The sequence below is a fragment of the Alloprevotella sp. oral taxon 473 str. F0040 genome (assembly GCF_000318095.2).
Classification (GTDB): Bacteria; Bacteroidota; Bacteroidia; order Bacteroidales; family Bacteroidaceae; genus Alloprevotella.
On sequence record NZ_KB290714.1, the window covers coordinates 356664 to 383592 of the forward strand.

General features: G+C 46.8%; 23 protein-coding genes, 1 tRNA gene and 1 pseudogene. 14 read left to right on the forward strand and 11 right to left on the reverse strand.

What is annotated here, in order from left to right:
- Nucleotides 1–19: 19 nt before the first annotated feature.
- A complete protein-coding gene (gene ung / locus HMPREF9999_RS03895; RefSeq protein ID WP_044063102.1) occupies nucleotides 20–685 on the forward strand; it encodes a uracil-DNA glycosylase in 666 nt (221 codons plus the stop codon).
- 142 nt (nucleotides 686–827) lie between these two features.
- Nucleotides 828–1442 carry a DUF3109 family protein gene (locus HMPREF9999_RS03900; RefSeq protein WP_009437095.1) on the forward strand — a complete coding sequence of 205 codons (615 nt, stop codon included), beginning with the start codon at nucleotides 828–830 and terminating at the stop codon, nucleotides 1440–1442.
- Nucleotides 1443–1628: 186 nt separating this feature from the next.
- Here HMPREF9999_RS03900 and HMPREF9999_RS03905 read toward each other — a convergent pair whose 3' ends face one another.
- Entirely contained in the window at nucleotides 1629–2105 is a 477-nt protein-coding gene (locus HMPREF9999_RS03905; protein ID WP_009437097.1) for an Lrp/AsnC family transcriptional regulator, read from the reverse strand.
- A 335-nt stretch (nucleotides 2106–2440) separates the two neighbouring features.
- Between HMPREF9999_RS03905 and HMPREF9999_RS03910 the strand changes: the two genes are divergently transcribed.
- From HMPREF9999_RS03910 to HMPREF9999_RS03940, 7 genes and pseudogenes are all read left to right on the forward strand, one after another.
- Nucleotides 2441–3556, forward strand: a complete 1116-nt coding sequence (locus HMPREF9999_RS03910; protein WP_044063103.1) for a 5-methyltetrahydropteroyltriglutamate--homocysteine S-methyltransferase — start codon at nucleotides 2441–2443, stop codon at nucleotides 3554–3556.
- A 277-nt stretch (nucleotides 3557–3833) separates the two neighbouring features.
- Nucleotides 3834–4313 (forward strand): flavodoxin, encoded by a 480-nt coding sequence (locus tag HMPREF9999_RS03915; protein WP_009437101.1) that lies wholly within the window; start codon nucleotides 3834–3836, stop codon nucleotides 4311–4313.
- Nucleotides 4314–4355: 42 nt separating this feature from the next.
- Entirely contained in the window at nucleotides 4356–5642 is a 1287-nt protein-coding gene (eno, locus tag HMPREF9999_RS03920) for a phosphopyruvate hydratase (RefSeq protein WP_009437102.1), read from the forward strand.
- Nucleotides 5643–5839: 197 nt separating this feature from the next.
- Nucleotides 5840–5913: transfer RNA gene (locus HMPREF9999_RS03925), tRNA-Ile, on the forward strand.
- 528 nt (nucleotides 5914–6441) lie between these two features.
- On the forward strand, nucleotides 6442–7056 hold the full coding sequence (locus tag HMPREF9999_RS03930; protein WP_009437104.1) for a hypothetical protein: 615 nt from the start codon (nucleotides 6442–6444) through the stop codon (nucleotides 7054–7056).
- On the forward strand, nucleotides 7053–7520 hold the full coding sequence (locus HMPREF9999_RS03935) for a hypothetical protein (protein ID WP_009437105.1): 468 nt from the start codon (nucleotides 7053–7055) through the stop codon (nucleotides 7518–7520). The genes HMPREF9999_RS03930 and HMPREF9999_RS03935 overlap by 4 nt, the downstream gene beginning before the upstream one ends.
- A gap of 14 nt (nucleotides 7521–7534) precedes the next feature.
- A pseudogene (locus HMPREF9999_RS03940) lies at nucleotides 7535–8607 on the forward strand (IS5 family transposase); the annotation flags it as partial.
- Between the two features lie 7 nt (nucleotides 8608–8614).
- On the opposite strand, the gene HMPREF9999_RS10895 reads toward HMPREF9999_RS03940, so the two are convergent.
- A complete protein-coding gene (locus HMPREF9999_RS10895; RefSeq protein WP_009437110.1) occupies nucleotides 8615–8809 on the reverse strand; it encodes an EndoU domain-containing protein in 195 nt (64 codons plus the stop codon).
- A gap of 111 nt (nucleotides 8810–8920) precedes the next feature.
- On the reverse strand, nucleotides 8921–9898 hold the full coding sequence (locus HMPREF9999_RS03945; protein WP_009437111.1) for an acyltransferase family protein: 978 nt from the start codon (nucleotides 9896–9898) through the stop codon (nucleotides 8921–8923).
- 330 nt (nucleotides 9899–10228) lie between these two features.
- On the opposite strand from HMPREF9999_RS03945, the gene HMPREF9999_RS03950 reads away from it, so the two are divergent.
- A complete protein-coding gene (locus tag HMPREF9999_RS03950) occupies nucleotides 10229–11896 on the forward strand; it encodes a formate--tetrahydrofolate ligase (RefSeq protein ID WP_009437114.1) in 1668 nt (555 codons plus the stop codon).
- Nucleotides 11897–11913: 17 nt separating this feature from the next.
- On the forward strand, nucleotides 11914–12666 hold the full coding sequence (locus HMPREF9999_RS03955; protein WP_009437115.1) for a lipopolysaccharide kinase InaA family protein: 753 nt from the start codon (nucleotides 11914–11916) through the stop codon (nucleotides 12664–12666).
- Between the two features lie 104 nt (nucleotides 12667–12770).
- Here the strand turns inward: HMPREF9999_RS03955 and gyrB are convergent, their stop codons facing one another.
- Nucleotides 12771–14762, reverse strand: a complete 1992-nt coding sequence (gyrB, locus tag HMPREF9999_RS03960; RefSeq protein ID WP_410488779.1) for a DNA topoisomerase (ATP-hydrolyzing) subunit B — start codon at nucleotides 14760–14762, stop codon at nucleotides 12771–12773.
- A 321-nt stretch (nucleotides 14763–15083) separates the two neighbouring features.
- Here gyrB and HMPREF9999_RS03965 point away from each other — a divergent pair, with 321 nt between their 5' ends.
- Complete coding sequence (locus HMPREF9999_RS03965) at nucleotides 15084–16553, forward strand: FimB/Mfa2 family fimbrial subunit (RefSeq protein ID WP_198144615.1); 1470 nt, start codon at nucleotides 15084–15086, stop codon at nucleotides 16551–16553.
- Between the two features lie 88 nt (nucleotides 16554–16641).
- Here the strand turns inward: HMPREF9999_RS03965 and HMPREF9999_RS03970 are convergent, their stop codons facing one another.
- The 7 genes from HMPREF9999_RS03970 to HMPREF9999_RS03995 all read right to left on the reverse strand — a co-directional run bounded on the left by HMPREF9999_RS03970 (nucleotide 16642) and on the right by HMPREF9999_RS03995 (nucleotide 23902).
- Nucleotides 16642–17685: a S41 family peptidase gene (locus HMPREF9999_RS03970; RefSeq protein WP_009437118.1), complete on the reverse strand. Its 1044-nt coding sequence runs from the start codon at nucleotides 17683–17685 to the stop codon at nucleotides 16642–16644.
- Nucleotides 17682–18560: a DUF3316 domain-containing protein gene (locus HMPREF9999_RS09930; RefSeq protein WP_052316475.1), complete on the reverse strand. Its 879-nt coding sequence runs from the start codon at nucleotides 18558–18560 to the stop codon at nucleotides 17682–17684. The genes HMPREF9999_RS03970 and HMPREF9999_RS09930 overlap by 4 nt, the downstream gene beginning before the upstream one ends.
- A complete protein-coding gene (locus HMPREF9999_RS03975) occupies nucleotides 18499–20013 on the reverse strand; it encodes a glycoside hydrolase family 10 protein (protein WP_157049599.1) in 1515 nt (504 codons plus the stop codon). The genes HMPREF9999_RS09930 and HMPREF9999_RS03975 overlap by 62 nt, the downstream gene beginning before the upstream one ends.
- Before the next feature lie 24 nt (nucleotides 20014–20037).
- Complete coding sequence (locus tag HMPREF9999_RS03980) at nucleotides 20038–21075, reverse strand: tetratricopeptide repeat protein (protein ID WP_009437121.1); 1038 nt, start codon at nucleotides 21073–21075, stop codon at nucleotides 20038–20040.
- Between the two features lie 67 nt (nucleotides 21076–21142).
- On the reverse strand, nucleotides 21143–21643 hold the full coding sequence (locus HMPREF9999_RS03985; RefSeq protein ID WP_009437122.1) for a regulatory protein RecX: 501 nt from the start codon (nucleotides 21641–21643) through the stop codon (nucleotides 21143–21145).
- Nucleotides 21644–21687: 44 nt separating this feature from the next.
- Nucleotides 21688–22482, reverse strand: a complete 795-nt coding sequence (locus HMPREF9999_RS03990; protein WP_009437123.1) for a glycosyltransferase family 2 protein — start codon at nucleotides 22480–22482, stop codon at nucleotides 21688–21690.
- 169 nt (nucleotides 22483–22651) lie between these two features.
- The gene (locus HMPREF9999_RS03995) at nucleotides 22652–23902 is read right to left on the reverse strand and encodes a glycosyltransferase family 4 protein (RefSeq protein ID WP_009437124.1); all 1251 of its coding nucleotides are present in this window, start codon (nucleotides 23900–23902) and stop codon (nucleotides 22652–22654) included.
- A 1089-nt stretch (nucleotides 23903–24991) separates the two neighbouring features.
- Here HMPREF9999_RS03995 and HMPREF9999_RS04005 point away from each other — a divergent pair.
- Together HMPREF9999_RS04005 and HMPREF9999_RS04010 are read left to right on the forward strand one after the other, a co-directional pair.
- Entirely contained in the window at nucleotides 24992–25765 is a 774-nt protein-coding gene (locus HMPREF9999_RS04005) for a hypothetical protein (protein WP_009437126.1), read from the forward strand.
- Between the two features lie 372 nt (nucleotides 25766–26137).
- Nucleotides 26138–26893 (forward strand): hypothetical protein, encoded by a 756-nt coding sequence (locus HMPREF9999_RS04010; RefSeq protein WP_157049601.1) that lies wholly within the window; start codon nucleotides 26138–26140, stop codon nucleotides 26891–26893.
- Nucleotides 26894–26929: the final 36 nt, after the last annotated feature.

Sequence of the window (26929 nt, forward strand, 5' to 3'; positions counted from 1 at the left end):
AACCATTATAGTCGTCGGCATGATTAAAATAGAAACATCTTGGTATAATGCACTTTCGGCCGAATTTGCTGCTCCATATTTTGAACAACTCACTGAGTTTGTGCGCCAAGAATATACGCAAACGACTTGCTATCCTCCAGGAAGGCAAATCTTTGCTGCCTTCGATCTTTGTCCATTTGATCAGGTGAAGGTCGTCATCATAGGACAAGATCCTTATCATGGGCCTGGACAAGCCGAAGGACTCTGTTTTTCGGTAGCATCTGGAGTGCGAATCCCTCCCTCGTTGCGTAATATCTTTAAGGAAGTGTCCGACGATTTGCAACAACCCATTGCCACAGATGGCAGTTTGCGCCATTGGGCTGAGCAGGGAGTGCTCTTGCTCAACAGTACCCTCACCGTGCGCGAGGGAAAACCTGGCTCTCACTTCGGTCGAGGCTGGGAACAATTCACTGATGCTGTCATCGACAGAGTGAATCGCGGTCGCGACAATGTGGTGTTCCTCCTATGGGGGCGCAAAGCTCAAGAGAAGGCAAAAAATATCGACACGCATCGACATCTCGTGCTCACCGCAGCGCATCCTTCTCCTATGGCATTAAACCACGGTGGAGCTTTCTTCGGTTTGCATCATTTCTCGCGAACCAACGCTTATCTGGCTCAGCATGGTCTTACTCCCATCCAGTGGTAAATCCTGATTGCTGAAGATATAGAGCACTATCGTGGCTTTCTCTTCGTATTCGTCTTTAGAGGTGAGCTTCTACTCTTGCATATTCACAGGCTTACCCTCACTTTTACAGACTTTTTCCTTTCATTCATAGACTAACATACTCATGCTTCCGATTCTTCAAGTGGGGGACGTATTACTCTCACCCGACATTTTCACTGAACATTTCTGCTGCGACCTCGAAGCCTGCGGCGGTGCCTGCTGCATCGAAGGAGAAGCTGGTGCTCCCATCACGCCTGCTGAGGTGAAAGATTTGGAGCGCGTGCTCCCTGCGGTGTGGATGGAACTCGATCCCAAGGCACGAAAGGTGGTCAATCGTCAAGGAGTGGCCTATCGCGACGAAGATGGCGATTTAGTCACGAGCATCGTTAATGGCAAAGACTGTTGTTTCACCTGCTATGACGAGCGCGGCATCTGCCTCTGTGCCACTGACCGTGCTCATCGTGAAGGAAGAATAGATTGGGCAAAACCTATCAGTTGTTACCTCTATCCCATCCGTGAGCAACAGCTCTCGAATGGCAATGTTGCGCTCAACTACCATCGTTGGTCAGTGTGCAAGCCAGCTGTCAAACTAGGCCGAGAACTCAAATTGCCCATCTATAAGTTTTTGAAAAATCCGCTGATTCGCCGTTTTGGACAAGCGTGGTATGACGAGCTTTTGGCGTTAGTTGAAGCCTTGAAAGCCGAAGGTATGTTGCCTAAGGATGAAGAACAAAAATGAAAGTTCTGAGTGCAGAATAAAAAACTCGGAGAAAATTGAAAAAACGTGGGAGATAATTTTGATTATCTCCCACGTTTTTGTTTATATCTCCCAGTTTTTAGGGATAATTCTCCTAGATTTCTCTTGCCTATCCTTGAGAATAGGTATCTCACTTGAGATAGGAAGCACCGGTAAACCCTCTCCTCGTTAGTCATCTTCTGTGGCGATAGGCACTTTGTGCGCATTTTTCACTTCGCCAATGACGAAGATGCTATGCAGACTACCGATGCTATCAATCTTACCTAGCTTGTTGAGCACAAAATCTTGGTAGTGTTCCATGTCGCGCACGTAAATCTTCATCATAAAGTCGTAGTCGCCCGAAGTGTTGTAGCATTCTGTCACCTCTTCGATACCACGCACGGCCTCCATGAAAGCCCGACTAAAATTGCTGGTGTGCTGCTTTAGCTTGATGTTGCAGAGGGCAATGATTGTGTTGCCCACTCGTTTCGGATTCACGACGGCCACGTAGTTCTCAATATATCCTTCTCGCTCCAAACGCTTCTGACGTTCGAAGGTGGGAGAAGCCGAAAGGTGCACTTTATCTGCCAATTCTTTCACGGTGAGTTTGGCGTTGCGCTGGAGTTCTTTCAGTATCTGAATGTCAATATCGTCTAGTTTTTCCATTTCGATAAGTGAGGTTTGGGTAGAATATTATTCTGCTGTTTGTGCTTGTGTTCGGCAAAAATAGTATATTTTTCCGAACTGAACAAGAAATTTGTGTAGCTCGAGAGAACCTCATACCTTTGCATCATCCAATTACAAATGAGGTGAAATCTTGTGTGACATGAGCATCGTTGGGATTGTCCCTTTGGTTTGCTATACTGCACTGTCACTCACTTGTGGAATCCTTCTATTTCCCTCACAGAACTTTACCTTGTGTCAGAGCTGTACAGAATGACTATCTCTCGCATCAGCATTGTTACTTGAGACAAGGGATGAAAATTTTAAAAGACTATCGTATGAGTAAGAAATTTGCCCCACATCGTGCCGACATCGTCGGCAGTTTCCTTCGTCCTGTTCGTTTGCATGAAGCCCGTGCTCGTTTTCAGCAAGGTGAAATCTCTGCAGAGGAACTCAAGAGAGTGGAAGACGAATGTATAACAGAACTTATTCAAAAACAACTGGATGCGGGCCTCAAGGTGATTACAGATGGTGAATTCCGTCGCAGCTATTGGCATCTTGACTTCACTTGGGGACTTCAGGGCGTGCGCCACATCGAGTTGGAACAAGGCTATCTATTCCATGAAACAGAAACCACCCGTGGTTCGTGTGAACTAACAGGGAAAATCTCTGGTGAGCACCATCCCTTTGTCGAACATTTCAAGTTTGTAAAGCAGTTTGAATGTCCAGGAGTCGTGGCTCGTCAGACGATTCCTGCTCCAGCACAGTTTTATGCAGAGCTTTTCCGTGGCAAGAATGCAGAAAATACGCTCAAGATCTATCCCAACCAAGAAGAGTTGATTCTGGACATCGCAGCAGCTTACCGCACCGTTATCAAAGATTTGGCAGAGGCAGGCTGTCGTAACATCCAGTTGGATGATTGCACTTGGGGGGCCTTCTGTGATCATTCTTATTTCGAGGAGAAAATTGGCAGCAATGCAGATCCCGAAGAACTTAAGGCTGTGAGTCTTCGCCTGAATAATTTGGCTTTAGAGAGACGTCCTGAAGGAGTGACCATAACTACCCACGTGTGTCGAGGTAATTACCATTCCGATTGGGCTTGTAGCGGCCCTTATGATGCTGTGTCAAAGACACTCTTTAGTCACGAAAAAGTAGACGCCTTCTATCTCGAGTTTGATGATGATCGTTCAGGCGGTTTTGAGCCTTTGGCCGATGTGGCTGAAGGGGTGGATGTAGTACTCGGATTGATTACTAGCAAATATCCACAGCTTGAAGAAAAAGCAACAGTGATTCGCCGTATTCATGAAGCAGCGAAATATTTGCCTCTAGAACGACTCTATCTGAGCCCTCAATGTGGTTTTGCTTCCTGTGAGATAGGCAACAAAATAACAGAAGAGGACCAGTGGCGCAAGATAGCTTTGGTGCAAGAAATAGCCAAAGAGGTGTGGGGATAAACTGCACTTAGATTGTTGGGAATTTTTAGATAGACAGAGAGCCTAAAAGGGGGTTCTCTGTTATTTTTTGTGGATATGCTGAGCAGAACTGCCTTTGAGGAAGTGGGGAAGAAGAAAATATCACTAAATGCAGTGAGAAAAAGGTGCAAGATTGGGCTATTTCAAATAAACTTCTTATATTTGCACCATAAAATTCACTACATGCAGTGATTGCGGTTGCAAAGAAAATGTATTACCTTTGCTGCTGATATTAGTAACCTCTCAAAAACTTACGACAATGATCGGAATTTTCTATGGCAGCACTACTGGTAACACCGAAGCAGCTGCTCAAGACATCGCCGCAGCACTCGGCACAGACGCTGTTTTCAACGTAGGTGAAGTAGACGCAGCTTCTGTAGCTGACTACGATACCCTTCTTCTCGGTTCCTCTACTTGGGGTGCTGGTGATTTGCAAGACGACTGGTATGACTTTCTCGATGCTTTGAAGGCTCAAGACCTCAATGGCAAGAAGGTAGGTCTCTTCGGTTGCGGTGACTCTGACGGCTATGGTGATACTTTCTGCGGTGCTCTTCGTCAAATCTACGATGCACTCCAAGACTGTGGTTGCACTTTCGTAGGTGCTTATGAGCCAGAAGGCTACCAAGTGACCGATAGCGAAGTGAATGTAGACGGCAAGTTCGTAGGTCTCTGCCTCGATGAAGCTGACGCAGACAACAATGCTGCCCGTATCGCTGCATGGGTAGAACTCGTGAAGTAATATCTTTTCGATACATACTCAATCTAAATTCACATACACACGATGAAAATTGAAAAAATCGTAGCACGCGAAGTCCTCGACTCTCGCGGTTTCCCCTCTGTAGAGGTTGACGTAACTCTTGAAAACGGTGTTCTCGGCCGTGCTTCTGTGCCCTCTGGTGCATCTACTGGTGAGAACGAAGCTCTCGAACTCCGTGACGGCGACAAGGCTCGCTATGGCGGTAAGGGTACGCTCAAGGCAGTTGAAAACGTGAACAAGGTGATTGCTCCTGCTCTCGTAGGTCACTGCGTGCTCGACCAACGTGGCATCGACAACCTCATGCTCCAACTTGATGGCACAAAGACTAAGTCTAAGCTTGGTGCTAACGCCATCCTCGGTGTATCTCTCGCTGTGGCTAAGGCTGCTGCTGCTGGCCTCGGTCTTCCCCTCTACCGTTACATCGGTGGTACTAACACCTTCACGCTCCCCGTGCCCATGATGAACATCATCAACGGTGGTGCTCACTCTGATGCTCCTATCGCATTCCAAGAGTTCATGATTCGTCCCGTAGGTGCTCCTTCTTTCCGTGAAGGTCTCCGTTGGGGTGCTGAAGTGTTCCACGCTCTTAAGAAGGTGCTCCACGATCGCGGCCTCTCTACTGCAGTAGGTGACGAAGGTGGTTTCGCTCCTAGCCTCAATGGTACTGAAGATGCTCTCGACACTATCATCTCTGCTATCAAGGCTGCTGGTCTCGAACCTGGTAAGGACGTAATGATCGGTCTCGACTGCGCTTCTTCTGAGTTCTACGCTGATGGCGTTTACGACTACACTGAGAAAGAAGGTGCTAACGGTGCTAAGCGTAGCCGTGAAGAACAAGTGGCTTACCTCACCGAACTCGTAACTAAGTACCCCATCGACTCTATCGAAGACGGTATGGCTGAAAACGACTGGGAAGGCTGGCAAAAGCTCACCGCTGCTATCGGTGATCGTTGCCAACTCGTAGGTGACGACCTCTTCGTTACTAACGTAGAATTCCTCAAGAAGGGTATCGAACTCGGTTGCGGTAACTCTATCCTCATCAAGGTGAACCAAATTGGTTCTCTCTCTGAAACCCTCGACGCTATTGAAATGGCTCACCGCGCTGGTTACACTTCAGTAACTTCTCACCGTTCTGGTGAAACTGAAGATGCTACTATCGCTGACATCGCAGTAGCTACCAACTCTGGTCAGATTAAGACTGGTTCTTTGAGCCGTTCTGACCGTATGGCGAAGTACAACCAACTCCTCCGTATCGAGGAAGAACTTGGTGACCTCGCAGTTTATGGTTACAAGCGCATCAAGAAGGCTTAATCCCTCTTGGTTCTAAACCATTGCAACTCTGTTTCTTCCCTAACTCTCTCTCGGGGTTGCAATGTATAGCGCGACATTTTTTGCGCTTTCTATGCCAGCTATCTTCTTTTAGATAGCTGGCTTTTTTTGTAAACATATTTGGTGGTTTCGAGAGAAATCATTACCTTTGCTTATCGAAAAATGGTATTATCCTTTTTGGACTTGTAGCTCAGTTGGTTAGAGCAACAGACTCATAATCTGGAGGTCCTTGGTTCAAGCCCAAGCTGGTCCACAAATAAAAAATCAAGCACTTACGAGTTTCTCGCAAGTGCTTTTCTTTTATTGGTGACCTTCAGGTGACCTTTGTGAAACGAAACTCGACAACGGTGGGCTTCTGATATTCCATGAGATTGCAGAGGATTTTTATCCTATTGTGGACTTGATACAGCAGAATGTGATGCCCATTTTTATCAAAATACCCCACACAAACATCATTCTACAATCTATTTTCATGTCCAAAATGGGGAAAGTCACTTGAACATAAGAGAATATCAAGGAATAGATGTAACTTTGCAAATGGAGAGAGTCAACTCTTTCCAAGACATTTGAAATAAAAAGGAGCGTTATGCTACTCTTGTAAGTGCGAAGCCTGAGAAACTGAAACACGAAATCAACAAGAATTGGCATGGCAGTTCCCACGTTATAGCGTGGGCTGCTTAACTATATCTGGTGGTTAAGGTTTTCTCATGGCCTGCACTTTAAGACGTGGTTATTGGAAGTTCCACGCTTCTCATGTTTAACGATTATAAAAGATTCTGCTATGGTTGATATAAATAAATGTCGTGAAATAGTAAAAGGAGAAATGGAAATCCTTCATGAAGAGATTGAAAAATTCAATCAAAATCATTATACAGCAAAATTGAACGCAGCAGACTTTTTAGAATGCGTAAGACCTCACTTAGTATCAATTGAACGGAAGATTGGTAGAAACTCAATTGAATATATTAGTATTTCTACACAAATAGTAGATGCGATTTGTGAAAAAATTCTTGTTTTCACAAATCTAGCGTCTGCGGATAGTATTGTCAACAAATTACCTCCATCAGATATGGTGAAATATTATGCAAATCAAAGAGACAATCTTACAGAAGCGCTTAATATATGTCGTAAACTAGAAAAAATGAATATGGATTACGCATACCAGATAAAAACTTTCAATAAAATAAAAGGCGATATAGAAAGAACTTGCCATGAAAAAGGAATTGAGACAAGAACATCAATTCAAAAAGATATTGATCATTTAAAAACTGTTGGAACTGTAATAGGGGAAGTTACTATGGAAACAGCCGGTTGTTTAATTTCAATGGCGGTTAAAGTTGCAATTTTACTGGTTATATTTCTGATATTAATGGCAATTTTTGGTGTAGAAAGATGACATACGAGGAAGAACAAATCAAGTATGCAAAAGAGTTAAAAGATATTACTGATGCAATAAGATTGCTTGAAAAACTATTCAAAGATTCCAACCAAGCAAATGCAAGAATATGGGAACACTATACCCAATTAAATCCAACAGATGCTCGGTTATCGTTTAGCTTTGAAATTCAAGAAAAGGTAATGACTAGGCAACTTTTAGAGGGGGATTATCGAAAAAAAGTAGCTCGAAAGAAAGAATTAGAACGACTATTGTCTCAGACCCCATCAGAAAGGACAAAAGAGAATTTGTATGTTAATATAGGAAAAGCGGTAAAATATATGGCCAGCATCACACCACAACATGTATCAGGCCGAGTATATAAGGTAGAAAACGGAGATGGTTGTGGAATGTTTTGCTTGTGGTTTATCGTGATAGATGTCATTATTGGTTTTCTATGGTATATAATTAGCGGAGGAAATTGATATGGGAACATTTTAATGCTTATTACCAATACTTTTGTGGCACACAAGAGTTCATTCCCAGTGCGCCCTGTGCCTCTTCTGAATTGATACACTTTCGCAATCGCATTGGAGAAAAGGGGGTAGAACTCATTTTCCAAGAAAGCATTCGGGGCAATAACGAAGAAGATGATGATCATCATCACGACACGACTTTTATTGATTCGACCGTTCAAGAGAAGAATATCACCTACCCTACAGATGCCAAGTTGCATAAAAAGATTGTTCGTAAGGTTCTGGATATCGTCCACAAATTAGAGCTGCCATTTCGCCAAAGCTATGCTTTTGTTCTCAAGCGCATTTATCGTGACCAGTGTTTTCGCAATCATCCCAAGAATCGCCAAAAGGCGGTTAGGGCGGACAGGAAATAGTGAACCATGGTAGATAGATTAGTCCGAGAACTCAAGCGCAATCTTGTAGAGTGTTCTGTTTACACTGGACTGATTGAAAGATTTGAGGCGATTCTTGCACAACGGCATCATAGTGGGTAAAAGATTTATTCTATTCACGAGTCTGATGTACAATGTATCAGCAAGGGTATAGAACATAAGAAGTACGAATTTGGCAACAAGGTCTCCATCATCCGCTCTGCTACGGGGATTATTCTTGGCGCACAATCTTTTCGTAATGAGTATGATGGTCATACGCTAGAAGCCTCGTTGGCACAAGTTGAACGCCTGACCCAGAGAAAGATCAAAATCCTGGCAGGAGACAGGGGTTATCGGGGTAAGAAAGAGATTAATGGCACTCAGATTTTAATAACAGATGTCCCTAAATCTTCAGATAGCAGGTATCAAAAGCGGAAGAAATACAAGCTATTCTGCAAGCGAGCAGGCATAGAACCCATCATCGGACACTTGAAATCAGACCATCGTTTAGGACGCAATTTTTACAAGGGCATGACAGAGATGCTGTGAACATACTATTGGCGGCAGCCTCTTACAACTTCAAAAGAGCCATGAGAGCTCTTTTGAATCTGCTCAAAAGAATAAGCGAAATGCTAAGCGAGAGGGTATCCACGAATGACTTCTCGCTTAGCAATGCTTTTTAAGGGAGGACTAGTTATTTGTTATTGCATGCTCTACCTCTTGAAATATTCTTTCTTCACTCCATTCATTGGGGAAAAACGTTGATCTTCCTCGGTTATTTCTATTAATAATTTCAGTGCCATCTTCTAAGATAATCACAGGAGTTGCTTCATAGACACCACTCCTTGATAGATCCATTACTTTATTTCGCAGCTCATATCGCATTCCAGGATTCTTTGCAACATAATCTCTAAAGCGACCTTACTATGATATCCTGTAAACTTACGCCCCTTTGCTTCTATTCATATCACATGCTCAAGTCGAGCTTTTACCTTATTAGCGACATCTGCAATTTCGACCAAACAACCAGGGTGAGAGGTGCAGCGCATCTAAAACTCTGCAGACTGTGAGAGCGCCTAGTATGCAGAGCGGCAAGGATAAGGTGAGAAACAATATGCGTGAGGAATCGAATGTAAGATACGGGATGAATATCTTACACACCATTGTGAAGATGGGAGAGAAGAGGAATAGAGCAAGCGAATTGCGCCCCAAGAAGAGTGCGGCTCTTTTAATACTTGGGAGAAGATGCGGGAAAACCGCTAATGCTGCTGAGATGACCAAGTAGACCGTTATCAAACCACCCAAAGATCCTTTGTGGAAAGTTTCAGGATAACACCCCAACCATAGAAGGGCTATGAATGCCAACCACGAGGGACGAAAGGCTTGTAGAAACGAGAGTTTACTTTGGCGAATAACAACACCCAGGAAGAAGTATAAACTCACATCCCATGCCACGAGTTGTACAAATGACAAGCCAGCAAAATAGAAGCCAAGCAGGATGAGGCGCGATATTGTGCTATAGTTTCTGCCTTTCCATACGATGAAATATCCTATGCCGCAGAGAATGAGGGTGTGTAAATACCAATATGGGCCAAGAGGGTGTAAGAAAAACTTGTCTGCAAAGGTAGACAAGGTGAGTTGTTCAATTCCATCGCGTACGGGCATGAAGGCGGAAAGCGTGATATAGCTCGATTCTAATATGAGATAAGGGACAGCAAGCCAAAGCAGTGTACGTGAGAATTGATGTAGAGTTTTATCTACGCGCATAAGATAACCAGAGATGAGTAGGAACCCTGGCATGTGAAAGGTGTAGACCCATTGTTTAAGTAGAGGGTATCCGTCGGCAAAGTAGGCAAGATGGAACGCCACCATGAGCAGCACGAAAAGGCATTTGAGGTAGTCCAAAGCCTCAATGCGAGTTGTGGATAGAGTAGTAGAATTTTTGTCTATAAATGGAGGTGTAGATGTGCTCATACTAGGATGTCAATCATGGATTTCTCTGCAAATGTAAGGATAAGTTTTGGTTTTTCATAAACTTGATTATGAGATTTTCTAAGCATGTTATTATAGCTAAATAAAAGGATGATGAGCAAATGATTTAGCTGTTTGATAATCTAATCGAGGAATAGCTATGATTTGAAAGTTTTTGCGTATCTTTGCTTTGCAGAAATTGCATTTTCTTGTGGTTTAATAGCCAGCTTACCGGCTGATTTGTTTAATCATGAGAATGGAGACCGCTAGATATGTGGTACCTGAATTGCTTTCTGCCAACTTATCTCCCAACTCTTCAATATCCCCCACCCCATGACCGACATCGAAATTGCAAGATCAACACCTCTGTTGCCCATAGCAGAAGTGGCACAACAAATTGGTATCGAAGCTGAGCATCTCGAGCAATATGGCAAGCATATCGCCAAAGTGCCTCTCGCGCTCATTGATGAATCAAAGGTGAAACGCAACCATCTTATTCTTGTCACTTCGATTACGGCCACCAAAGCAGGGATTGGTAAAACAACTGTGAGTATTGGTCTGGCACTTGGACTTAATCACATTGGTAAACGTGCAGTTGTTGCGCTTCGTGAGCCTTCTCTTGGTCCTTGTTTTGGTATGAAAGGTGGTGCTGCAGGTGGCGGTTATGCGCAGGTATTGCCCATGGAGAAAATTAATCTTCATTTTACGGGAGATTTCCATGCCATCACCTCTGCGCACAATATGATTGCTGCACTGCTCGACAACTATATTTATCAGCATCGTGCTGAGGGTTTTGGACTCAAAGAAGTGTTGTGGCGCCGTGTGCTTGATGTGAATGATCGTTCGCTTCGTCAGATTGTCACAGGTCTTGGCCCTGCCACCAACGGTGTTGAGGCGCAAGCTGGATTCGACATCACACCAGCTAGTGAATTGATGGCCATCCTTTGTTTGGCCACTGATGAGGCAGATCTTCGTCGTCGTATAGAGAATATCCTTCTCGGTTACCGCTACGATGGTTCACCTTTCCGCGTGAGCGACCTTGGCATTGCTGGTAGTATCATGGTGCTTTTGAAAGATGCTCTCCAACCCAATTTGGTGCAAACCACGGAGAATACCCCTGCCTTTGTGCATGGCGGGCCATTTGCCAACATTGCGCATGGTTGCAACACCATCATTGCTACCAAGATGGCGTTGTCACATGCTGAATATACTGTCACTGAAGCGGGTTTTGGTGCAGATTTAGGAGCTGAAAAGTTTTTCGATATCAAATGCCGCAAGTCAGGTTTGCAGCCTTCACTCACTGTTCTCGTTGCCACAGCACAAGGATTGAAGATGCACGGTGGAGTTGCCCTCGATGCTATAGCGCAGCCCAACTTGGAAGGCCTGAAGAAGGGATTCCCTAATCTGGATAAGCACGTGCGCAACCTTCGCAGTTTCGGTCAAACTGTCGTGGTGGTTTTTAATCGCTATGCGGCAGATACAGACGAAGAAATGGCACTCTTGCGCCAACACTGTGAAGAAGAGTTGAAGGCCCCGTTCGTGATCAATCACGCTTACATGGAAGGCGGTAAGGGAGCTGCTGAAATGGCCCAAATCGTGGTAGATGCCATCGAGAAGAATCCTTCTCAACCGCTCACTTTCCCTTATGCAGATGAAGAAAGTTTGCAAGACAAGATTGTAGCAGTCGCTACCAAAATCTATGGTGCTGGACAAGTGACCTTTGCTCCTGCTGCCCTGCGCAAGCTCAAACAGGCCACAGACAACGGAATGTCGCGCTTCCCCGTTTGCATCGCCAAGACACAATTCTCTTTCTCTGCAGATGCTACTCAATACGGAGCTGCAGAAGGTTTCGATTTCCACATCCGGGACATCGTTATCAATGCCGGTTCGGAAATGATAGTAGCCTTGGCTGGCGATATCATTCGCATGCCTGGTCTGCCCAAATCCCCACAAGCTCTTAGAATCGACTACAAAGACGGTGAAATTACCGGATTAAGTTAATATAGATATCATTCGCTATGCGTATAGTCATCAACCCTAAATACCAATACCTTACAGAATACCTCTCGCACATCGATGAGCATTTCGAGAGAGACGGTCGCGAACTACATCGTGGTCGCAATATGCTTCGTACCCTTCAAGTTGATGGGCTAACCCTAGTTGTGAAGCGTTACGGGCGTATGCCACTTACCACACGTCTTGCTACTCGTATTTACAAGAGCAACAAAGCCAAACGAGCTTATGTTTCGGCACTGATGTTAAAAGAAAGAAGTTTTGATGCACCCGAACCCGTTGCTTTCGTGAGTTATCGTCAGAACTGGCTCAATGCGACCTACTATTTTGTAAGTCTTCGCTCAGAATACCGCCATTCGATGGAAGAAATTCCATCTTTGGAGCCTGAGATGTTGGAAGAGGTGACAGCTGACTTTGCGCGCTATGCTGCAAGATTGCACACTAATGGTTTCTTGCATCGTGATTTCTCAGCAGGAAACATCCTTTTTGATCGCGAAGGAGACCGTTTTCACTTCACCTTGCTCGACACAAACTCCGTGAAATGGGGGAAAGCGGTGAGCATAGAGAAGGGATGTGCTAATTTTGCACGTCTTATCGGCACTCCTGTTTTCTTTGAACGCCTAGCACATCATTATGCTGCCGTTCGGGGAGCTGATGCTACTCAGTGTTTAGAGATGATTATGACTGCAGCAGAAGAGTATCGCCGTCGTCCGCATCCAAATCATAATAACGTTACAGGCATTGTAGAGGAGGCATAGTTTAAGCCTTTCCTTACTGCTTTTGAAAATCACAGATAGATACAAAAAAACTCCTCAATCATCGCGATTGAGGAGTTTTTTGTTGAGGTTATAGTTGTGGATGCTTAAGCATCGATAGTCGCATATTTCGCGTTGCGTTCAATGAAGTCGCGACGAGGTTCTACGTCATCGCCCATAAGCATAGAGAAGATATGGTCGGCTTCTGCAGCATTTTCAATCGTAACTAGCTTGAGCATGCGAGTTTCAGGGTTCATCGTGGTATCCCACAATTGCGTAGGATTCATTTCACCAAGACCTTTATAACGCTGTAGGGTGATGGAGTTTTCACCCTTGGTGGGATCACCATATTTTTCGATGAAGGCGTCCTTCTCACGATCGTTGTAGCAATACTCTTCCGTCTTTCCCTTGCGGCAACGATAGAGCGGAGGCATAGCGATGTAGAGGTGATTTTCTCGAATCACTTGTGGGAAGTAGCGGTAGAAGAGCGTCATAATCAGCGTTGCAATGTGCTGACCGTCGACGTCAGCATCCGCCATAATCACGATCTTGTGGTAGCGGAGTTTGTCGATGTTGGCTTCCTTAGAATCCACTTCGCCTGTTTCACCTTCTTTCTGAACTCCAAAACGGATGCCCAGTGCTTGGATGATGTTGTTGACTTCGTCGCTTTCAAAAGCCTTGTGCCACATTGCCTTCTCCACATTGAGGATCTTACCACGGAGGGGAAGAATAGCTTGCGTAGCACGGCTACGTCCTTGTTTGGCAGAACCACCTGCCGAGTCACCCTCGACGAGGAACAATTCGCATTCTTCAGGCACTTTGCTAGAGCAGTCGGCGAGTTTACCAGGAAGTCCACCACCGCTCATAGGGTTCTTGCGTTGCACGGTCTCACGAGCCTTGCGAGCAGCCACACGCGCTGTAGCAGCGAGGATCACCTTGTCCACTATCAGCTTAGCTTCTTTGGGGTGTTCCTCAAGATAGTAGGTGAGTGCTTCACCCACAGCTTGATTCACAGCACCCATCACTTCACTGTTGCCGAGCTTCGTCTTAGTTTGCCCTTCAAACTGAGGTTCGGCCACCTTCACACTGATCACCGCAGTGAGACCTTCACGGAAGTCTTCACCCGTGATTTCGATTTTCGCCTTTTCAATCTGCTTTTGAGCAGTTTCTTCAGCATACTTTTTCAATACGCGAGTCACGGCAGAGCGGAAACCAGCAAGGTGAGTACCTCCTTCAATCGTGTTGATATTATTGACGTAAGAATGGAGATTTTCTGAATAACTGGTGTTATATACGATCGCCACTTCCACAGGGATACCTTCCTTCTCCGTGTTGATGTAGATTACATCAGGGATGAGCGGATTGCGCATGGAGTCTTGGTAGCGCACAAACTCACGAAGACCTTGTTCTGAGTAGAATGTCTCACTGAGAGGCTTGCCATTTTCGTCGATCTCTCGCTCATCTGTAAGCGTAATGGTCAATCCAGCATTGAGGAACGCCAGCTCGCGCATACGATTCGCTAAAATATCGTAGCGATAAGTCGTAGTGGTGAAGATTTCAGGGTCAGGCCAGAACTGTTGTCGCGTACCACGACGATCGGTTTGGCCCACGACCTTCACATCATAGAGGGGCTTACCTGCACTGTATTCTTGTTGGTAGATCTTGCCATCGCGGAACACTTGTGATTTCATGTGAGTAGAGAGTGCATTCACGCAGGAAACACCCACACCGTGAAGACCGCCAGAAACCTTGTACGATCCTTTGTCGAACTTACCACCGGCATGGAGCACCGTCATCACAACTTGCAGCGCACTCACCCCTTCTTTTTCGTGAATGTCCACGGGAATACCGCGACCATTGTCTTGTACTATGATCGAGTTGTCCTTGCAGATGGTCACTTCGATGTGGGTGCAGTAGCCAGCCAAAGCCTCGTCGATGGAGTTGTCCACCGTTTCGTAGACCAAATGGTGTAGACCTTTTTCGCTGATGTCGCCAATGTACATGGCAGGACGCTTACGAACGGCTTCAAGCCCTTCGAGCACCTGGATATTTGATGCGGAATACCCCGCTGGTTTTTGTTCTTTTTCTTCCATACAAATGTGTGGTTATAACGGAGCAAAGTTACAAAATAAATATGAGATGACCAATTCTAACCTCGTGTTTCTCATGGCTATAAATAGACACGCGAGGATTATTGAATTGTGTTTCTGAATCCGTTTCTGTAAATCCAAGATATTAAATGAATACTTCTTAGATTTCTCCGAGAAAATCAAGAACTTCATTTGGATATATCATTTCTGTTTGTTAAATTTGCCCTTAGACTATTGGGTGTTTGCCCAGATTTCTCCTGTGTATCTTTCTCCTTTTATCCAAGCATGGGAGGGAAAACCTTTCTTCCAGCCATAAATCTATATATGACTATGCATAAGTTTCATTTATCTCTTTCTTCGACTGCTGTTTCCAAATCTTTGGGAGCAGGTCTACTCTTATTCAGCACACTTGTCACAAGCTGTGGTACTATTGATTTACCAGAGGATCCTAGACCCAGTGGCAAACCTCATAAAGTTACGATTTACACTCGGGCGGTTACGCCTAATGCAGTGACACTCCCTATCGAAGTCGTGGCGTTTGCAGAAGGTGGACAATTTGTCTCGCATCAACGATTGACTAAGGCAGAAGACAAGCTCACCCTCTCGCTTCCAGAAGGTCGCTATCGTTTGGTGGCGTTCTCGGGAGTAGGCAATTATGTAGTGCCTACCGAAGGAGTCACTCCCAAAAGCACTATCAGTCAGAAAGTGCTGACTACATCATCATCCACCGCTACGCCTGGTTCAGCGGCTACTGCCTTGATGCGTGGAGAAGCTGAAATAGAAGTAGGAAAGAAGCGTAATATGGTGGACATCCTCCTCGGACACACCATGAGTGCGGTTGAATTTCATCTTTCTCAAATACCACAAGATGTGGAGCAAGTGCGCGTACGCCTATCCTCGGTCTATGGCGAAATCAATTGGGATGGCCATTATGCCCAGTCTACCACAGCCACCTTGTTGGCGCATCGCACCGATGATGGAGTGTGGGCAACCGAGGTGGGCTATCTTTTTCCTACAGTCAATGAAACGACTGTTGCCACGATTTCCCTCGTCAATCACGATGAAGAGCGAAGTTATGCCTATACGCTTCGTCAACCACTGACGGCTGGCACTCCTTATCGCTTTTATGGTGCGTTCAAAGCCGAAGCCAAACGCCTTGCTTTAGAGGGAAATCTTACCGCAGCCGAATGGCGACCCTGGGTAGAACAAAACTTCTCCTTTGGCAACGCCTCTTCAGGTAATGGCTCTGGCAATCCTTCTCCAGAACATCCCTCTCCTCTGCCTGATAATCCTGCACAACCCCCTCAGGGAGATACTCCTCCATCTGGAGACTTGAAAGGATTTCCCCAAGTAGGCAAGTTGTGGAAAGGAAAGTTTCTCGTTGCTTCCGTGCAGCGCATCACAGCCGATGAGGCCGATGTGATGTTGCTGGCCAAGGAACAATTGGAAGAAGCAGAATCCGCCCATTCCACGCAAGGAAATGCAGATGATGCAACCCGATATGCGCTTAGTTATAAGGAGGAGGGCGAACAGAATTGGACAATTCCGACTAAAGAAGAAGCACAAATCTTAGCCAACAACTTCCATGGTGATCGACTCAAAGCAGTGAATGCCGTGCTCACTAGTGTGCGTGCCACAGAGATTTACGACGTAGTAGGCAAAAGCAAAATCCGCTATCTTTGCGATGAAGGGCGCACCTCCTTTATGTTTGCCGAGAATCCCCAATTTCGTAAAGGCACATCCAGTGGACACTCCTTTGTCGTTCGTCTGGTGAAGCACGTTCGGGTGAAGAAGCAGTAAGACAAGTGCTGTAGTGATATAATAATCCAGGTGAAACTCAATATCGTTGAGTTTCACCTGGATTATTTTTCTGATCTCTGTCAGCTTTCTATTTCTTTCTGAGTAATGCCCTTGCACGTTCTAAGATAGTATCCACTCCGCGTTGATAGTCTTTGCGCGTGATACTTACCCGTATGTCTGGTTCGATGCCAAACTCCGTGTGTTCCATCTTTGTGTTGTAGATGGGACTTGCCGAAAAGCGGATGCTCCAACCGCCAGGAAGTTCAGAGGAGAAAGGAAGTCCCGAACCGCCTCCTGTGTGGTCGCCCATAAAGGTCACGTTGGGTAAGGCCTTCATATACATCACAAAGGCATTCGCTGCACTATACGTGCGACGATTCGCCAACACCACAATCGGTTTTTGCCACCGGAGACCTTTCCCTGGTTTCAGAATGATGGGTTGAGGCTGAGAGAAATCGGAGTGACCAGGCCCTGTTTTGTGTGAGATGTATCCCACGGTCACCGTTTCATTGGTGAACACCGAAGCCAAAGTCTGTGCAGCGGTGAGCAAGCCCCCGCTATTGCTGCGTACATCCACGATCAAGCCATCGCAAGTGGCGAGGTAGCGCATAATCTCGTGGAGATTTCCAGCTCCTATTTCGTTGTTGAATGAGGCGCAACGCACATATCCCACATTGTCGTTAAAGACTTTATATTGCAGTCCAGAGGCGAGTCGATATTCTTCTGCAGTGCCGAGAGCACGACGGAGCAAACTATCACTGAAATTCACTGGATAAGCCTCATACCATCGAGTGTAGCGCGCCGTGTTTTGGGGTGACCAGAGATTGACATGTCCGTCACGCAACTCGTTACACATCTTGCCCAGCACCTGAAACAATGCTTGTGGTGACATCGAATCCGACACCTGCGCTGCATAGCGTTGGTGCACTTCGTTCCAGTCCAAACCATATTCTTGCTTCTTATAATCAAAGAAGCAATAGTGGCGGTCGAAGATGCGCCACAATGCCTCAAAGTCATCTCGAGGAGCGGTGGTGAAACCTTCAGAGGTGACGCAAGAAGCGCTCATGAGCAGTGTGAAGCCACAGCAAAGATAGGCGACTATTCGCTGGATACGTGCAGAGAGTAGAGTCATCGTTTCAGAAATTGCAGCGTTTTTGTGTAACCAATGAGGAAGGTGTGGTGCCAAGCATGGCGATCGAGGTGATGCACTGTGCTTTGTCGGATGTCGGCTTTGTATCCCAAAGTCAGACTACTTGTTCCGAAAGGTATGGAGATTGTCGAAAGCAATCGCACTGAGGGAGCATTGAAAGGATGTGAAAATACGATATTCCTATTGGCATGACCTAAGATGAAAATCTCGTAGTACGACTGTCCATAATTAGGCGTGAAGAATGTCCCCATCACAGGAATGTCGCATTGAGTGCGCCATGTCCAGCGTTTCTTCCACAAGGCAAATTGTCGAGCGGCTACTGCCGAAACTGCCAAATCAAGAGCCATGCGCAATTGTCCTGGGTTGTTGCCATTGCGCGTGTTGTACGTACCGCCCAAATGTGCTCCCAGCAAACCACCGAGAGCAACATTCCACTTCGGTTGCGCCATCAGGTGGTAGTGTTGACCGTAGTTAAATTGCAGTTCTCCGTCCCAAGTGGTTGCATTCCCCACAGGATTGTGGAGTTGTGAAGCATTGAGGTCAAAATAGGTTATTTGGCTCCAGCGGCCTTGCCCACGTTGCATCGTTCTTTCGCCAATTCGGGTAAATCCCAGCGTACTACCTGCGTAGTCTAATGGCGAAAGATAACTGTCATAGACGTGATTCTTACCCATTCCTAAGAGATAGGTGCGCTCTACCACCCCCGAAAGCGGCAGGTGTTCGAGAGAGGTTGCAACTTGTGGTGTGGTTGCAGCTGGAGAAGCGGTGTTCGCCTCTGGTATGTTGGGTAAATCCTTATTTTCTGCTGCTAGCCACAGCGGAAGGCAAGCCCAAAAGGCGAGGAGTAGAAGGCGCATGGGGTTGATATTTAGGGAGAGGAGATTCGTTGCCATAGGCATCCATTGCTACGACAGCATAAGTGTCGTGCAGCAGGCTAGGCAATGCCGGGGTGTAGTCAAAATGGGTGCCGCGGAGATGGTGTGCCAGGAGTTGAGCCCCTTGTTCGGTGAGTCGATAGAGGTTGTAGACCACAGGTGTATTGTCTCCCACGGGCTGCCATGAGAAGCGTAAAGTTTGTCCCACAATTTGAGATTGCCACTTCGGACTCGCAGGAGCTATGCTGTCGAGCCACGTCATGGCAGGTGACAAGGCAGGTTGTCGATAAGCATCGGTCACAAAGTCCAGCAAGCCTTTGACATTATTGAGTAGAAAACGACTGCGGAAGTAAGCCTGACCGCTCATACCCAGTTGTCGGGTGAAGTTGATTTGGCGCATCACGCGCATCACGTCCCAGTCTTTCTCACGAGGATCTAAAAAATAGATGCCGAGTCCTGGAATTACAGGGCGACCGCTCGATTGTTCGTGCCAGTTCACCGCAAAAGGGTAGAAATGTTTCCCATCGAAATACATCATTGGGAAGAGCATGTCCATCCAGCCCTCGCGGAGCCATGCTTGCGCATCTTGGTTTACCGCATCGCGTGCGTTCCATCCATAGGAAAAGTGGAGGGGAAGATCAGCATATTTCCCAATGGGAGAGCAAGATATCTTCACCCAAGGGCGCACACTGCGCACAGCTTCGGCCACCTTGCGCACCGTCCTCGTCACATTGTCGCGCCGCCATTGCGCTTTCGGTTGACCGTGTCCGTAGTGCGCATAGGTTTTGTTGTCGTTAAAAGGAATTTCCTTTTCGGGATAGCGGATATAATCTAAATGGATCCCGTCCACCTCATAGTTTTCCACAATCTCCTTTGCCATTGCTGCGATATGTTCTGCCGTGCCTGGTCGCCCTGGGTCCATCATCCATTTGTCGCCAGCGCGCACGCAGAGGTCGGGACGTCGCGCAGGGAGCGACTGTTTGCCTAGTTGTTTCGCCAAAGCTACCGAACAGATGGGATAAGCCACCAAATAGGCGTGCAATTCCATGCCACGGCGGTGCGCTTCTTCCACGGCAAAAGCCAAAACATCGTAGGGCGGAGCCACACCAGGTGTGCCCGAAAATGCTCCATCCCAAGGTTCGTAGCGCGAAGGGTAAGCCGTTGTAGAGCGCAGACGTGTTTGGAAGAGAATCGTGTTGATGCCAGCACGTTGCAACTGATCAAAGGTCTGGCACAAGAGTTGCTTTTGCAGTTCTGCTTTGTAAGCCGTTTGAGCATATTGATGTCCGGGCCAGTCCATCCCACCGAGGGTGCAAAACCATACAGCGCGCACTTCGCGCTGAGGAGAGGGAACGATGTAACTCTGCGCAGCAATCGGGAGTAGACAGCTGAACGTAAGCAACATCGGGAGGATAAGTCGAGAGAATACTCGCATGTAGTAATATAGGTTCTTGTCGTGTTATTTGAGTTTCTGCAACTGAGCTGGCAACTCCTTATGGGGATAACCAGCGTGCAGCAACTTCTTCACCGCTTCTTTGGCTTTGGCTTTCATGCCCAATGCCAACAGCAGCTCTGCGTGCGCCACTTGGTAAGATAGTTTTTGAGGGTTCTCCTTCATCAAAGTGTCCCAGTCTGCCAATGCAGCCTCTTCATTCCCCATTTCGTGGTGGAGTTTAGCGCGTGCTTCTAGCAGTTCTTCGTAATTTTCATATTTTAGCACAGCGTTGAGATAGAGCAAGGCTTCGTCGTCACGCTTCAGTGCGTGCAAAGCTTGTGTCAAGGGGAGTAGAGCTTCGCTGGCATTAGCTTCCATCTTCAGTGTATGCTTGTAAGCAGCGATGGCCGCTTCGTAATCTTTGAGTGCGAGGTGGCAATCTCCCAAGAGGGTATAAGCATCCATCTCTTCGTGGGGCGACAGTTCTGGGTTGTTCTGCAAGAATGCCTTTAGGCTGTCTGCCGTTGCTGGGTATTTTCCCAAACGATAGAGCGTGTTGCACTGCCAAATGTAAGTTTCGTTGATGAGCGATTGCAAATTACTTTTGGGAGCAGCCTCAAGAGTGGTCGTGACATTGCCTTTCTGTGCCAACTGCTGCATAAATTCAGTACGCACCTCACGCAGCGCGCGGTCGGCATCGCGCCATTGTTCACGCCAATAGTAAATCTTGGCAAGGTTCAAGCGCAACACTGCATTGGTTTCAGCCTTCGGCAGCAAGCGGAGCGCACGTTCAAGTTCGTGCTGTGCTTGTGGCAAAGAGTCGTGGCGCAACAAGAAGAAAGCCTTCGCCACGGCTTCATTGTAGGCTATGGAGTCTTGTGTAGCCAGCACGCGATCGCGCGCCATGATGCGCTGTTTGCTCATCGGGTTCTCGTTGGGAGCTGCGTTAGATACCCGTCCGGTGTGCATATCAATTGCCGTTTGTGCCTTGGCAACGGTGGAGAATCCGCAGCTGAGTCCGAGCAAAAGAAGGACAATAAGCGAAAGTCTGATTTTACACATGATATATAGGATGTTAGGGATAAAAATGGAATTCTCACCTATCCTAAATTAGTAATGATGAGGGAGATTATTCCTCCTTGAGGAAATCCTTAAGCACTTCGTCGATAGTCGAAAAGATCAAATCCGCTTCAAATCCTCGTGAAGCAGCGTGTCGCACGAGCTTTTGCGAAGCAGCAAACACCGCTTGTTTGTCGGAAGCATCGAAGCGAAGAGAGCGCAGTTTGCTCGCAATCACCGCACGGAGTGCCTCGCGATAGGCATCGGCTTCGATCATTTCAGAGAAAGCCTCGGTGATGTCACATTGTGGGATGCGTTTCAGCCGCAAGGCTTGTTGCATCTTGAGCCGTCCCCATCGGTCGTAGGCTAGTTTGTCGTGCACAAAAGCGCGCGCATAGCGTGCCGACTCTATGTATTTCTCATCCTCTAGGGCATCAAGCACCAGTTCGCGGTCAGTAGCAGAGAGAGGCGTCTCACGGAGCTTCTGTTCGATGTCAAAGCGACAACATTCTCGCCGTGCGCATCGGTCGGTAGCCCACGACCAAGCCGTGTCTTTGTCGGTAATCTTCATGCTGAGATAGGAGAGGGTGGAAGAAAATAGGGAAAGAGGGAGGTTTATCGTTTGAGTAGGGCGCGCACCACAAACCAGACATGTTGCGCTATTGTCTTGGAGGTACCGAAATAGCGTTTCATGATATGGAAACGCTCTTTGAGTGAGGCACGGTGGTTGCGTGTGGTCATCCCTTCTGCCAAATAGTCTGCCACGACGAGGTGCGTGTTGTGGAGGGGAAGTGCCAAGGCTTCGGCGCGCTGCATGATGCGAAGGCACCAGTCGTAGTCAGCCGAAAAACGATAAGACAAATCGTAGTTGATCTCACGTCCTAGGTCGGTGCGTACGAAGAAGGCTTGGTGACATACGAGCATCCCTTGTCGGAAATCCTGCCATCGCAACTGCTCGGGAGGAGAAAGACGGCGATGACGAAGGAATCTGCCTGCATCGTCCACCAAGTCGGTGTCGCCATAAAGCACAGCAGGAAGCTGGCTGTCTGGATATTGTGCGGATTGGATGCTCCGTGCGATGTCGCTGAGTGTAGTGGGGGAGTGGAAACAATCGCCTGCATTGAGAAACAGCACGTAATCTCCCGTTGCCAAGCGCAAAGCTTTGTTCATCGCATCATAAAGCCCTTTGTCGGGTTCGGACACCACCACCAATTTATGGGAAGTCGGCATCTCCTCTTGTTGCTTTTCCCAAAGGTGCAGGTGATTGAGGGTCGCATCTTTTGACGCGCCATCGATGATGAGATGCTCCACAAAGGGATATTCTTGTGCGCCCACAGAATGCAGGGTGCGCTCTATGGTGTCGGCTGCGTTGTAGCAAACCGTGGCAATGGTGAAGGAGATATTAGACATTAGACGTTAGAGAGTAGACGTTAGAGGGTCGCGGACCCTTTTTGCTCGCCACGACAAGCATGGCTCGGGGTATTTAGACAAGTTAGACGTTAGACTTTAGAGGGTAGACGTTAGTGCCTGTATGCCTGCCCTTGGGATTGGCTGTGCTGTGAGGGAGGTTGGGTAAATCCTATTTCCCCTCGTAGATGGCGAGATATTGTTGCGCCACACTCTGTTGTGAGTAGCAGCGGTGCACCTTATCGAGGGCCGCTTGTTGGAGCGTTGTGGCATCCGACTGAAGCACCCAGTGCAATCCATCAGCTAAATCTTGCGTGTCTTGTGCGCGCGCCACATAACCGTTGGAGTGATGATCAATCATCTCGGGAATGCCGCCTGCTGCAAAACCTACGCAGGGGAGTCCGCAAGCCAAGGCTTCCATGATGGTGTTGGGCAAATTGTCCGACACAGAGGGGATGACAAAGAGGTCGGCAGCGTTGTAGGTCTGCACGATGCGTTCCACCTCTTCCGTATATCCCACTGGAAAAACAGGGACGTCAAAAGCCGAGGTGTATTGTTCGGCTGCACCACCGAGGATGAGCAGGGCCGTGTTGTGGCGATAGTCGGGATGCGCTGCCAAGAGTTTTTGGAACGCCTCAATGAGGTAAGGACCGCCTTTGCGCACATTGGTAATCTGTTGTGCCACGAAAAGCACGATTTTCAGATTCGGATCAGTGGGAAGTCCCAAGGCTTCGCGAGCTGCTCGACGGTCCATGGGGCGAAACACCTGCGTGTCGATGGCATTGGGGATGCTCACCACGCGATGTCCTTGCGAGAGGGAAGCCATTCGCGCTTGTGTTGCCAACCATTGGCTGCAAGCTACGAAGGTGATTTGCCCTTCTCGGTAAACTTTCTCTTTCTGTTTCCACACTTGGTGCGACAAGTCTTTGCTGCTGGGATGAGGTAGTTGGGGACAGTGTCCGCAGGCGTTGTGAAAACCGGTGCACTCTTCGGCATAGTGGCAAATGCTCGACACGGGCCAGAGGTCGTGCATCGTCCACACCACGCGTTTGCCACTCTGGAGAATGCGTTGCAAACTCTTGAGAGAGAGCCAACCTTGGTTGATCCAGTGTAGGTGAATCACATCGGCTGCCTTAAACTCAGGGCGCGCGGTGATGTCTGTGCCCACATTGGCGATGTCGATGGCAAAAAGTCCTTTGCGCGAGAAGCGGAGATGAATGAAGATGACGAGTCGTTCCCATAGGAAGCACCATTTGAGCCACCATTTGCAGTGGGGCGCATGCACGAGCGTATCGCTAGTGCTGCGGTTGCGCACCAACATTTCTGCCTCCACACCATTGGCGTGGAGGGCATCCATAAGGCGGTGGGCAGCAACGGCTGCTCCGCCAGTGGATTCGCTAGTGTTGACGATGAGAACTTTCATCCAAGTGGGGATAGTATATCTGACAAAAGTAACCAAAAATGCGGATATGACCAAATCAATTGCAGTAATCATAGTACTCTATCTATTAGAACAAAGGCTTAGTGCCATTGTCTTCCTACTTATATATGGGTCGATATGGGGGCAAAGAGTGAAAAATCAGCAGAAAAGGGCAGTTTTTTCTTCAGAAGTGGTTAGTATTGCTATGTCTATATTGCAGAAAGTATATTTTCGTTGTCATTTTGTCGAGAGTCCAGCACAATAGGGACAACCTCCCGATTCGGTCTAATGTCCAACTTGTCTAAGTACCCCGAGCCATGCTTGTCGTGGCGAGTAAGAAGGGTCTGCGACCCTCTAACGTCCGAAATAGAGATTAGAAATTAGACGTTAGACGTTAGAGTCCTGCGGCGAAGATGTCTAACGTCTAACGTCTAATATTCTCCTCGTACACGCGTGTCACGCGCGCGCCTTCCCTGGGATTTTTGATTTTTTGCTTTCACAACCTTCACCGAAGCGAGGAATTTCAACGGATCATGTGCCGAGAATGTGGGGTTGAAAAGTCTGCTTCTTGATGCCGATTTGACCTACATTTTTCTGGATAAAAAGATGATTTGTTAAAATATGTCCGAAAACCATGCGTTATCTCTTGTTTTTGAGTAGGTTACAAAGATTTCTGTGAAGGTTGTGAAAGAGAAAAGTGTATAATCCCTGTTACGCGCGCGCGAGGGAACTTGAAAACCTTGATTTTTTGATGAGTTGTCGAAGAATGTTAACTGTTTCAGAGATACCCTCTGTAGTTCGTTCCTAAACCTCCCACATGTTGAAAAATCTCTCCGACATCTTCTAGAAATACTCGGAGAGTTTTGGGCATTTCTCCGACGAATTATAGAAAGTATCTGAGGGTTTTGTCGTGCTCTCCAAGATTCCTTGGCACTTCTTGAAAAAATCGCTACATTTGTCGTGAGTATATCAATGCCAAGTCTTATGTTAGTAACAACGCCATGTCTACTGAAAATCTGCCGCAGGTGCATTCTGTGGAGCTTTTATACAATTCTTCTCGGATTATTGATGACGCCCTTATCGTCTAGGGCGATGGCTTTTCGTTATGGCAAGAATTTCATCATGATGGAGAGTACTTTGTTTTATCAAGACAAAGTGCTGCCCCATGAAGTGGGCGTGTCTTCTACCCTGACACATTGTCTGATGGATTCTACCTATGCCGTGAATGTGCTCAAGGTGGATGTTGCTCATCTAAAGTCGGCAGTAATGAATAAGAAAGAAGGAGGATACTATTCTTTGCAGTTAGACTCTTTGAATTTCTGCGGTGAAACCTATCGTAATGTACTGTTTGTCGTGATGGAAATGCAGCAACAGTTCAAAGGAAAGGTGCCTGATATCGTGCTGGGCAACAGCATTCTGAGCCATCGCGCTTGGCATGTCGATTTGCAACGACACACTTTCACTCCATGCAGTCCTGATCGGTATTATGGGAAAATCCGTCTGAAATGCTCAATCGGTAAGGGGGTGGAATATGGTTACGTTTTTCTGAAAGCAAAGGTGGGAGGACGGAAGGTGCGCATGCAATTTTCGCTCAATAAAGGGCTACATCTCTTACCGCATGGGGTGTATGGTTTTCCTTGGCAATCTCTGACCAGAGAAGGAGGGAGCTTTGATCGCCCTTTCTCGTTAGAGACCTTGCCTCTCTATAAGGACGTTGCTACACAAATCGGAGATTTCCACTTCGTCGCGGACTACAGGCTAGGATATCCAGGCGAAGACAAGGTGGGTACATTATTTCTCGATGCTTTAGAAGGCAAATCCTTTGTGTTGAACTACCCCAAAAAGGTGATAGAAATTTTGGAATAGGGGCTATTGCTGTTGGCACTTTTGTGGTGTTTCATTTGCTACTTTGTTGCACCTCGATTTTGAAAGTATAATAATAGACCCAGACAGAAATTTAATTGTGAAACACCAAAAAATGAGTTCTACAAAAGAATATTGTAATTTTACATTTGCTAGTTGACTCTACGACTATAAAATCTTTGACGTTTCCGAGAAAAGTTCTCACATCTTTTGACTAATATATTGAAGAAATCGCTACCTTTGTCGTGAGCATTTCATTCGCATCGTTTATGCACCCTAACACAATATCTTCAGATGATACACTACAGGTTTTTCCGCTGGTGTTTATACAGCGTTCTTGTCGCACTGTGGATGATGCCCCTAGCATCTAGTGCAATGGTTTTTCGTTATAGCAACAGTTTCATCACACTGGAGAGTACTTTGTTTCATCAAGACAAAGTGGTGCCCAGTGAAGTGGGCATCTCTTCTACCCTGACGCACTGTCTGATGGATTCTACCTATGCCGTGAATGTGTTCAAGGTGGATATTGCTCAACTAAAGTCGGCAGAGGTGAATAAGAAAGAAGAAGGGTATTATTCATTGTGGTTGGACTCTCTGACTTTCTGCGGTGAAACTTATCGTAATGTCAAGTTTGTGGTGATGGAAATGCAGCAACGGTTCAACGGAAAGGTGCCTAATGTCGTGTTGGATAACAGTATCCTGCGCCACCGCGCATGGCATATAGATTTGCAACGACACACTTTCACATCATGCAGTCCTGACCAGCACTACGGCAAAATCCGTCTGAAATGCTCAATGGGCAAGGGAATGGAAGACGGTTCTATTTTTCTCAAAGCTAAGGTGGGAGGACGGAAGGTGCAAATGCTATTTTCGCTCAATAAAGGTCTACATATCTTACCGCATGGGGAGTATGATTTGCAACCTCAGACTAATATTCCGTGTCCTCTCGCGTTAGCGACCTTGCCTTTATATAAAAACGTTACTACTCAAATAGGAGATTTCAACTTCGTCTCCGACTACAAGCTCGGCTTTCCAGACGAAGGCAAGGTGGGCACATTATTTCTCGATGCTCTAGAAGGCAAATCTTTCGTATTGAACTACCCCAAAAAAGTAATCGAAATTTTAGAATAGCGGCTATTGCTGTTGGCACTTTTGTGGTGTTCGATT

Bases quoted from the DNA above. Each gene is read 5' to 3' on its own strand.
- ung (WP_044063102.1), top strand. From the start codon at position 20: ATGATTAAAATAGAAACATCTTGGTATAATGCACTTTCGGCCGAATTT.
- HMPREF9999_RS03900 (WP_009437095.1), top strand. From the start codon at position 828: ATGCTTCCGATTCTTCAAGTGGGGGACGTATTACTCTCACCCGACATT.
- HMPREF9999_RS03905 (WP_009437097.1), bottom strand. From the start codon at position 2,105: ATGGAAAAACTAGACGATATTGACATTCAGATACTGAAAGAACTCCAG.
- HMPREF9999_RS03910 (WP_044063103.1), top strand. From the start codon at position 2,441: ATGAGTAAGAAATTTGCCCCACATCGTGCCGACATCGTCGGCAGTTTC.
- HMPREF9999_RS03915 (WP_009437101.1), top strand. From the start codon at position 3,834: ATGATCGGAATTTTCTATGGCAGCACTACTGGTAACACCGAAGCAGCT.
- eno (WP_009437102.1), top strand. From the start codon at position 4,356: ATGAAAATTGAAAAAATCGTAGCACGCGAAGTCCTCGACTCTCGCGGT.
- HMPREF9999_RS03930 (WP_009437104.1), top strand. From the start codon at position 6,442: ATGGTTGATATAAATAAATGTCGTGAAATAGTAAAAGGAGAAATGGAA.
- HMPREF9999_RS03935 (WP_009437105.1), top strand. From the start codon at position 7,053: ATGACATACGAGGAAGAACAAATCAAGTATGCAAAAGAGTTAAAAGAT.
- HMPREF9999_RS10895 (WP_009437110.1), bottom strand. From the start codon at position 8,809: ATGCGATATGAGCTGCGAAATAAAGTAATGGATCTATCAAGGAGTGGT.
- HMPREF9999_RS03945 (WP_009437111.1), bottom strand. From the start codon at position 9,898: ATGAGCACATCTACACCTCCATTTATAGACAAAAATTCTACTACTCTA.
- HMPREF9999_RS03950 (WP_009437114.1), top strand. From the start codon at position 10,229: ATGACCGACATCGAAATTGCAAGATCAACACCTCTGTTGCCCATAGCA.
- HMPREF9999_RS03955 (WP_009437115.1), top strand. From the start codon at position 11,914: ATGCGTATAGTCATCAACCCTAAATACCAATACCTTACAGAATACCTC.
- HMPREF9999_RS03965 (WP_198144615.1), top strand. From the start codon at position 15,084: ATGCATAAGTTTCATTTATCTCTTTCTTCGACTGCTGTTTCCAAATCT.
- HMPREF9999_RS03970 (WP_009437118.1), bottom strand. From the start codon at position 17,685: ATGACTCTACTCTCTGCACGTATCCAGCGAATAGTCGCCTATCTTTGC.
- HMPREF9999_RS09930 (WP_052316475.1), bottom strand. From the start codon at position 18,560: ATGCGCCTTCTACTCCTCGCCTTTTGGGCTTGCCTTCCGCTGTGGCTA.
- HMPREF9999_RS03975 (WP_157049599.1), bottom strand. From the start codon at position 20,013: ATGCGAGTATTCTCTCGACTTATCCTCCCGATGTTGCTTACGTTCAGC.
- HMPREF9999_RS03980 (WP_009437121.1), bottom strand. From the start codon at position 21,075: ATGTGTAAAATCAGACTTTCGCTTATTGTCCTTCTTTTGCTCGGACTC.
- HMPREF9999_RS03985 (WP_009437122.1), bottom strand. From the start codon at position 21,643: ATGAAGATTACCGACAAAGACACGGCTTGGTCGTGGGCTACCGACCGA.
- HMPREF9999_RS03990 (WP_009437123.1), bottom strand. From the start codon at position 22,482: ATGTCTAATATCTCCTTCACCATTGCCACGGTTTGCTACAACGCAGCC.
- HMPREF9999_RS03995 (WP_009437124.1), bottom strand. From the start codon at position 23,902: ATGAAAGTTCTCATCGTCAACACTAGCGAATCCACTGGCGGAGCAGCC.
- HMPREF9999_RS04005 (WP_009437126.1), top strand. From the start codon at position 24,992: ATGGCTTTTCGTTATGGCAAGAATTTCATCATGATGGAGAGTACTTTG.
- HMPREF9999_RS04010 (WP_157049601.1), top strand. From the start codon at position 26,138: ATGGTTTTTCGTTATAGCAACAGTTTCATCACACTGGAGAGTACTTTG.